The sequence below is a fragment of the Prevotella sp. BV3P1 genome, assembly GCF_000479005.1.
Taxonomy (GTDB): Bacteria; Bacteroidota; Bacteroidia; order Bacteroidales; family Bacteroidaceae; genus Prevotella.
This window is the reverse complement of sequence record NZ_AWXC01000034.1, coordinates 78,299-86,972: the sequence shown is the minus strand read 5'-3', so window position 1 is coordinate 86,972 and position 8,674 is coordinate 78,299. Positions and strand designations below refer to the sequence as shown.

6 protein-coding genes and 1 tRNA gene are annotated in these 8,674 nt (G+C 48.0%); 4 read left to right on the top strand and 3 right to left on the bottom strand.

The genetic code is table 11. The annotated features are described in order from the left end of the window. Nucleotides 1–227: 227 nt before the first annotated feature. A tRNA-Asn gene (locus HMPREF1254_RS06255) sits at nt 228–301 on the bottom strand. Between the two features lie 175 nt (nt 302–476). Here HMPREF1254_RS06255 and HMPREF1254_RS06250 point away from each other — a divergent pair. Continuing rightward, nucleotides 477–2,141, top strand: a complete 1,665-nt coding sequence (locus HMPREF1254_RS06250) for a S41 family peptidase (RefSeq protein ID WP_036879743.1) — start codon at nt 477–479, stop codon at nt 2,139–2,141. Nucleotides 2,142–2,242: 101 nt separating this feature from the next. Continuing rightward, nucleotides 2,243–2,965: a porin family protein gene (locus tag HMPREF1254_RS06245; RefSeq protein WP_036891139.1), complete on the top strand. Its 723-nt coding sequence runs from the start codon at nt 2,243–2,245 to the stop codon at nt 2,963–2,965. A gap of 238 nt (nt 2,966–3,203) precedes the next feature. Here HMPREF1254_RS06245 and HMPREF1254_RS06240 read toward each other — a convergent pair whose 3' ends face one another. Then, nucleotides 3,204–3,374 (bottom strand): hypothetical protein, encoded by a 171-nt coding sequence (locus tag HMPREF1254_RS06240; RefSeq protein WP_023057780.1) that lies wholly within the window; start codon nt 3,372–3,374, stop codon nt 3,204–3,206. Nucleotides 3,375–3,806: 432 nt separating this feature from the next. Here HMPREF1254_RS06240 and HMPREF1254_RS06235 point away from each other — a divergent pair, with 432 nt between their 5' ends. Together HMPREF1254_RS06235 and HMPREF1254_RS06230 are read left to right on the top strand one after the other, a co-directional pair. Beyond that, nucleotides 3,807–4,817, top strand: coding sequence for a hypothetical protein (locus tag HMPREF1254_RS06235; RefSeq protein WP_231385820.1), 1,011 nt, complete (start codon nt 3,807–3,809; stop codon nt 4,815–4,817). Continuing rightward, nucleotides 4,814–6,025: a GH25 family lysozyme gene (locus HMPREF1254_RS06230; protein WP_023057810.1), complete on the top strand. Its 1,212-nt coding sequence runs from the start codon at nt 4,814–4,816 to the stop codon at nt 6,023–6,025. The genes HMPREF1254_RS06235 and HMPREF1254_RS06230 overlap by 4 nt, the downstream gene beginning before the upstream one ends. Nucleotides 6,026–6,169: 144 nt before the next feature. On the opposite strand, the gene pnp is transcribed toward HMPREF1254_RS06230, so the two are convergent. After that, nucleotides 6,170–8,506 carry a polyribonucleotide nucleotidyltransferase gene (gene pnp / locus HMPREF1254_RS06225; RefSeq protein ID WP_023057764.1) on the bottom strand — a complete coding sequence of 779 codons (2,337 nt, stop codon included), beginning with the start codon at nt 8,504–8,506 and terminating at the stop codon, nt 6,170–6,172. Nucleotides 8,507–8,674 lie beyond the last annotated feature (168 nt).

Here is an 8,674-nt window from a genome sequence, read left to right as displayed (position 1 = left end):
GAAATCCTTTCTTTGCACAGGTATGGAAGCCTCTTCACAAACCGGAAGAGCATAACGTGTATGACGAATCCATCATCAAGATGGAAAAGTGATAAGATATACACGTTCTATGGGAGTTGACGTTCAACACGTTTTCAAATCCATTACGCCACTACCCCCTACTTGACTCTACGTTTTTCTAACGCAAAAAGAGCGGAAACCCCGTTAAAAAGGTTTTCCGCTCTCTGCGCTTCAAGATGGGCTTGAACCAACGACCCCCTGATTAACAGTCAGGTGCTCTAACCAACTGAGCTATTGAAGCAATGACAAATCAATATTCTTGATTGCGGATGCAAAGTTAGAACGTTTTTTTGAAACCTCCAAACATTTTGCAAAAAAAATAGACCGGAAAGCTAAAATACAATAAAAAAGCGCACGCTACCACCTATATTATGGTCTTAAATATTATCTTTGCTCAACAAATTGATGTCATGACAATGAAAAAACTACTGTTATATCTCTTGCTGTTGGGACTATTGCCTAACGGTTTATTCGCCCAAAAGGACAAAAACCACCTTTTTGAGGCGGCCAAAAACATGGAACTGTTCAACGCCGTTTATAAAAATCTGGACCTGATGTACGTAGACACCCTCGATGCCAATGACGTGATTGGCACAGGCATCAAGAGCATGCTGCGCAGTCTGGACCCCTACACAGAATATTATCCAGAGAGCGAAACGCAGGAGTTGCGGCAGGCTCTGTCTGGAAAATACGGCGGCATCGGTGCACTCATCCGCTACAACCAACAGCTGAAGAACGCCGTGATTGACGAGCCTTACGCCAACATGCCGTCGTCGGAAGTGGGGTTGAAGAAAGGGGACATCATCCTACAGATAGACGATTCGACGATGGTAGGCAAAGACACCAAGTATGTGAGTGAGCATCTGAGGGGAGAACCAGGCTCGACCTTCGCATTAAAGATTAAGCGTCCGTCAACGGGCAAGGTGATGAAATTCAAGGTGAAGCGCCGCGCCATTCAGATGCCCGCCATCCCCTACTACGGCATGGTGGCTGGAAACGTGGGCTACATCAATCTGGTTCAGTATTACGAAGGCTGCGCGAAAGAGGTGCGGCAGGCTTTCATCGACCTTAAAAAGCAAGGAGCCAAAGGGTTCATTTTGGACCTGAGAAACAACGTAGGTGGCTCTGAACAGGAAGCGGTAGACCTCGTGAACATCTTTGTTCCAAAGGACATCACGGTGGTGACGAACAAAGGAAAACTGAAACGTGCCAACATTGCGTTCAAAACGCGCATGGAACCAGTCGACGCCTCCATGCCCATTGTGATTCTGGTCAACGGCATGACGGCCAGCGCCAGTGAGATTACGGCCGGGTCGCTGCAAGACTTAGACCGCGCGGTCATCATGGGTACCCGCACTTTCGGCAAGGGATTGGTGCAGATGACCACAAAACTGCCCTACAACGCCAACATGAAAGTGACCACCGCCCATTATTACATTCCCAGCGGACGCTGCATCCAGGCCATCAACTACAAACACACGGCGGGGCGTAACAGTGCCACACAGCTACCCGACTCGCTGACCAGCGTATTCCACACCAAGAACGGACGCGAGGTAAGGGACGGCGGAGGCATCATGCCGGATGTGGAAATCAAGCCCGACACCATCGCCAACATCTCGGCTTATCTGCAACGCGGAGACAGCACCGAAACGATGTTCAACTATGTGGTTGACTACATCAGCAAGCACAAGACCATCGCTCCCGCCAGCGAATTTACGCTCACGGACACCGAATACAACGAGTTTAAGCGGCTGGTCTTGAAAAACAAGTTCACCTACGACCCCGGAACGGAGAAGATTTTGGCCGAACTGGAGAAGATGGCCAAGTTTGAAAAGTATTATGAGGATGCCAAGCCCGAGTTTGAGGCTTTGAAGAAAAAGCTGACCCACGACGTGGCAAAAGACTTGGAGCTGAACAAGGATGAACTGAAACAGATGATTGCCACAGACATCATTACGGCTTATTATTTCCAGGCCGGGGCGGTTCAGCTGGGTTTGAGATACGACAAACAGACGAAAGAGGCCATCAAACTGCTCCAAACGCCTGAAGAATACAACAAACTTCTCATGCCCAAGAAATGAGCCACGCACGATAACGGCACACATTTTTTGTTTTATTTTACCTCATCGCATGCAAGATTCCTGCGAATCTGATGTTCTGTCAATAAACAAACATCATGGTTATGCGCAAAAAAATATGGAGTCTTGCAATTGTCGTGTGTCCTCTATTCGCCACGGCACAAGTAACATGGAACGTCAAGGGAGCATTGGGTTCCAGTGCATTCATCGCCAACAGTGGAGAATCTCCACAGCTGTCCTATCGGCTGGGCGGGGGTATGGCAGTACCCTTGGGCCGCACTTTCTACTTTCAGCCATCTCTTTATCTGGCCAATAAAGGTTTCAATTTTAACGGATTTTTCGGTAACGAGCAAATCAGTGAGGCACGCTATCATGTCAACATGCACTACGTTGAGTTGCCGTTGAACATCGTCGCCCACATTCACCTGACCGATGACCTTTACCTGAATCTCTACACAGGACCTTATATCGCATGCGGTCTCAACAGCAAGGCCAAAGTCAGCATGGCGAATAGCGACTACAAACACACTTTCAAGGAGAATCTGTTTGAGCAAGGAAGCAAGATGCTGGGCAACAGCTATAACGAAGACAAGAAGCTGGTGGAACTACCAAAGTTCAAACGCATAGACGTAGGACTTCAATCTGGTATAGAGCTGGACATCAATCGAATCATCATTGGGGCCGAGATGAGCATTGGCCTCACCCCCGTGGCTGACCAACCCATCGTGAGGGAAGACGTTGTGGGGCAAGTGCTTCAAGCCATACTCTTTGGAACCGCCAAGCCTCATCACATTGTGTTACAAGCTACGGTGGGCTATCGGTTTTGAGAACGACAGAACACGGTGTAGTATTGCGACATCAAACGCATTGACTTTGAAGCCCAAACCCATTGACTTTGGCCTTCAAAGTCAATGGGTTTGCGCACCAAAAGCATTGAGTTTGCAACAGCTTGTTGTTCAGTTATATAGGAACGTAGTTTGTTACGTTTCACACACCACATAACAGAGCATCAAAATGCCCACGCACGGTTTTGATACATCCACCACAAAGTGATGAAACCATGCTTTACTTCAAGAACAACATCCGCTCTTCCAACGGCTCAAAAGTCTTCTCTCCCGACTCGCCCGCAGGTACGCCAAAAGGCATCTGCGCACGGAGTTTCCAGTCGACATCTATCTTAAATTCCTTGGCGAATTTGTAAACAACCTGGATGTTGGGCGCAAATACGCCAAACATAAGCGACTTTTGCATCTCATTAATACACATAATGTTACGGGGTTTCAATAATTATTGACTCACGAAAGTTATGCGTTTATCTGTCAAAAGCATTGCTTTTAAAGGGTAATAAGCATGCTTTAACACGACAAGAGCATGTAAATTATCCGCCAAAAGCATGTTTACAGTGGAGCAAACGCATTGTTTTGGGCTTAAAAATTCATTTTTCTTGCCAAATCATCTCTATTTTGCTTCCTCGTTGCCTATTAATTTTTTCTAAATGAACAGTTTTGAAGAGCCGTTTTTGGGGCATAAAACGAGCAAAAATCCTAACAATTTATGCCATTCCTCTTCCTATATAGTTGAGGCGTGATGCATCGCTGAAAAGAACATCTTGAAAATTATACAAACAACATTTTGCGCTATCTGGTTTTTCAACTAACTTTGCATGACATGGAACAAAAACGTCGTCACAACCCCCGTTTGAAGCTCATGACATGGGTCATCTTGCTGCTTGCCATCATCGCATGGGTGACATGGAACTTTTGGCCTTCATCTGCACGACAGATGAAGCGCTCGGTGGCCATTGTCGCATGCCAGTCGTGGTACGAAATGGTGTGCAAAGGAAAGACGATTCTCTATCTTTCCGACATCGCCTCAGACTCCGCATTGGTGCGTCCCTCTTTGCAACAAGATTCATGCGTACGCACCACTTACTCAACGGGCGTATGGGTGAACAGATATGCTTTCATTCCTTCATGCCGAGGTAGAATGATCTCTGTCATGGCAAAGCCTGACGAGTTCAATCGGCAAGACGCATGGGCATTAATTGAGAAGGAGAAAGAGAGAAACGAGAAAAGAATACGTCAGCTGCGTGCTCAGCTGAAAGAATTGAATTACTACCTGCGCATTCATAACGTTCATGACGAAGGATACAACACGGTAGCGGCATACGCTTATGAAAAAGAAGATGAAAAAGCTTATTGCATGAGGCTTGCACAGTTGTTTGATACGGTGAGGCAAGCCGACCGTCCGCAGCTGATACGCAAGGCGGTTTATACCGCTTACTACCGCCTTCCGAATGATGAATGCCAGCAAGTACGCATGCGTGAGGTTGGCTCTTCCAAGCAGTGCCAGACGGTCTTGCTGCAAACGGTTGGACAAAAGACACCCACGGGCGTGGCCCCATTGTCCATCTTCTTTGTAAATGGCAAAGCGCATGGCGCAGCACTTGCTGTGGGCTACGGCGGACTTGGCGTGAAGGAGCTGGCCAGCAGCGATGCTTCGTGCAGCATCATCCCAACAACAATTCATGACAACCGGCACGATTTGCCGGCGGTGTTGGGCGGTGATGGGTCGCCTGTCTTTAGCACACGCGGTTATTTCATCGGTATCACCAAAGGGAACGAGGTCATTACGCGGAGCCAACTGCGCGACCTTTTGAGAAAGGAGAAGCAACCATGAAACGCCATCTACTCTCTTTGAAATGGGCTCATGTCATGGTAGCGACATTAACGCTGTTCCTTTTTAGCTGTAACATTCAGCCAGACGAACAAGAATTGGTGCGCCATGGAGATTACACCTACAGGGGTTCGGTGGCGAATGGCGCATACGAAGGCTACGGTGAAATGCGGTACAAAGACAGTATCGTGTACGCTGGTCAGTGGAAAGCGGGCAAGCGAGAGGGAATGGGTGTGAGTTACGATGCGCAAGGACATCGCATCGTGGGCGAATGGAAGGCCGACACGTTGATACATGGAACACGTACCGACGCTAACGGAACCTACCATGGGCAACTGAATCAAAAAGGGTTGGCCGAGGGTGCAGGCACTTACCAATCGCACGACGGCACTTATTATCACGGCTATTGGCGGGACAATCAGCGCTCGGGGTTTGGCTTTGAATCGTCTTCCAAGAAGCTTCGTTTGGGTGAATGGAAAGCCGATAGGTACTTGGGTGAACGACTTGTTTATACAGACCAGCGCATTTATGGCATCGATATCTCCCGACATCAACACGAAATTGGCAAGAAGCACTACCCCATTCATTGGAACAAACTGCGCATCACGCACCTCGGTACCATCAGTAAGAAACGCATACGGGGCACCGTGAGCTATCCCATTTCGTTTTGTTACATCAAGTCAACCGAAGGAACGACCATCCGAAACAGGTACTTCATGAGTGACTATCGGGCGGCAAAGCGACACGGTATCCATTGCGGAGCCTATCATTTCTTCTCCACAAGGACTAGTGGTAAGGCGCAAGCAGCCTATTTCATGCGGCACACTCGCTTTGAAAAAGGCGATTTTCCACCCGTTCTCGACGTTGAACCCTTCCCCAGTCAAATCAAAAGGATGGGTGGCACCAAGGCCTTATTTACAGAAGTGAGAGCGTGGCTCCAAGCCGTAGAGAGGCGCGTGGGTGTGAAACCGATATTATACATCAGTCAGATTTTTGTGAACAAGTATTTGCCCGAGGCACCCGACCTCATGGAAAACTACAACGTATGGATAGCTCGTTATGGCGAATACAAACCTGATGTACACCTGGTGATATGGCAACTGAGCCCTGACGGGCGAGTGAGTGGAATCAAAGGGGATGTAGACATCAATGTTTTCAATGGCTATCAAGACCATTACGAAGACTTCTTGCGGAATGAACGAATCAAGTAAATCCCAACTTGTCAACGTCCATTCGACCCTATAAACCTAAAAAGGGGTGAATAGCATGCTTGCCATTCACCCCTTATTTCAGCGCCCCAAATCGTTGGGACTATCAATGATCAATGCTTGATACGCACGACCAAAGTGTGATTTTTACTCTGCATTAAACGTGTCATTCAACTCGTTGGGCTCATTGTTGTAAGCACGATCAGAGCCTTCATTGCGATGTTCAAAGCGACGAGGTTGACGATCACCATTCTCATAATGACGATGTCCCTCACGATTGTCATCACGACGTGGGCGACGCTCACCACCATTCTCACGGCGAGGACGACGTTCGCGCTCTACATAGCCTTCGGGTTTTTCTAACAACACACGGCGAGAGAGCTTGTATTTGCCCGTCTTCGGATCGATTTCCAACAGCTTCACTCTGATCTTATCACCCTCATGAATGCCGGCATCCTCTACCGTTTCAAGGCGTTTCCAATCTATTTCAGAGATATGCAACAAACCATCTTTGCCCGGAAGTATCTCTACAAAGCAGCCGTATGGCATGATAGAGCGTACTGTTCCTTCGTATATCTCGCCTACTTCAGGGATGGCAACGATGGATTTGATTTTGTTAATGGCCGCATCAATTGACTCTTTGTTGGGCGCACTCACTTGTATTTTACCCACATTGTCAACCTCATCAATCGTAATGGTAGCCCCCGTGTCTTCCTGCATCTGCTGGATAATCTTTCCACCAGGGCCGATGACGGCTCCAATAAACTCTTTTGGTATTTCAAATGCTTCGATGCGTGGCACCTGAGGCTTCATCTCTGCGCGAGGTTCAGCTATCGTTTCAAGCATTTTGTTCAAGATATGCTCGCGTCCTGCCTTTGCTTGCAACAAGGCTTTCTCCAAGATTTCAAAGCTCAAGCCATCGCACTTGATGTCCATCTGCGTAGCAGTCAAACCGTCGCGCGTACCTGTTGTCTTGAAATCCATGTCGCCCAAGTGGTCCTCATCACCAAGGATATCGCTCAAAACGGCGTATTTATCTTCACCTGGGTTCTTGATTAAGCCCATGGCAATACCGCTGACAGGCTTCTTCATGGGTACACCTGCATCCATCAAAGCCAGCGTACCGGCACAAACAGTGGCCATGGAAGAAGAGCCATTGCTTTCCAATATCTGGCTCACCAAGCGTACTGTGTAGGGGAAGTCTTCAGGTATTTGCCCTTTCAAGCCACGCCATGCCAAGTGTCCATGCCCTATTTCGCGGCGACCTACGCCACGTTGAGCCTTGGCTTCACCTGTAGAGAATGGAGGGAAGTTGTAATGCAACAAGAAACGCTGATAGCTCTTGTCCAAGACGTCGTCTACCATTTTCTCGTCAAGTTTGGTTCCTAACGTACAAGTTGACAGTGACTGTGTCTCGCCACGGGTAAAGATTGCACTTCCGTGAGGCATGGGCAGCGGACTAACCTCGCACCAGATGGGGCGAATCTCATCTGTCTTACGACCGTCCAAACGCTTACCTTCGTCCAAAACACAACGGCGCATGGCATTCTTCAACACGTCATCATAATAGCGTGTAGCCTCTGCATGCTTCTCCTCCAGTTCCTCTTCGGTCAAATCAGCAGCGTGAGCAGCATCGTATTCTTCCAAGAAATCGGTGAGCACTTTGTCGAAAGCGTCGTGACGTTCCTGCTTAGTAAGAGCCTGTTTGGTGATGTCATATACGGGCTGATACAGCTCGTTGTTCATCTTTTCACGCAAGTCTTCATCGTTCACCTCGTGATCATACTCGCGCTTCACATCCTTACCCAACTCCTTGTTCAACTCATCTTGAACGGCGCACATAGGCTTGATGGCCTCGTGTGCAGCCTTCAAAGCGTTAATCAGGTCGAGCTCAGACACTTCTTTCATTTCGCCTTCCACCATCATGATATTGTCCTTGGTGGCACCTACCATCAAGTCCATATCGGCTTGTTTCATCTGTTCGAAGGTTGGGTTGATGACATATTCGCCATTGATGCGTGCCACACGAACCTCACTGATATAGAAATCGAAAGGAATATCTGAACATGCCATGGCTGCTGACGCTGCCAACCCAGCCAAAGCATCGGGCTGATCTACGCCATCGGCAGAAAGAAGCATGATTTGCACATACACTTCGGCGTGATAATTGGACGGGAAAAGCGGACGAAGTGCACGATCCACCAATCGAGAAGTTAAGATTTCATTATCACTTGGCTTGCCTTCACGCTTGGTGAATCCACCTGGGAAACGACCTGCGGCACTGTACTGCTCGCGATAATCAACTTGCAAAGGCATAAAATCTGTTCCGGGAACTGCATCCTTTGCTGCACAAACAGTTGCGAGAAGCACCGTGTTACCCAAGCGTACTACCGCTGCGCCATCGGCCTGTTTTGCAACTTTCCCGGTTTCAATGCTGATGGTTCTGCCATCAGGCAATTGAACTGTTTTCGTAATTACGTTCATCTAAAAAAAATAAATAATACTTATTGTCTTGTCTAACATCTAAAAATTCATCCAAATTGGGATTTTCTTTCAGGCTACTTTTCTGCTCATTGGAGATATCCTATTGACATCTTCCCGTATCGTTTAGGTCATTCACCTTCCCATCCCAAAACCTCGCAAAGGTATGAA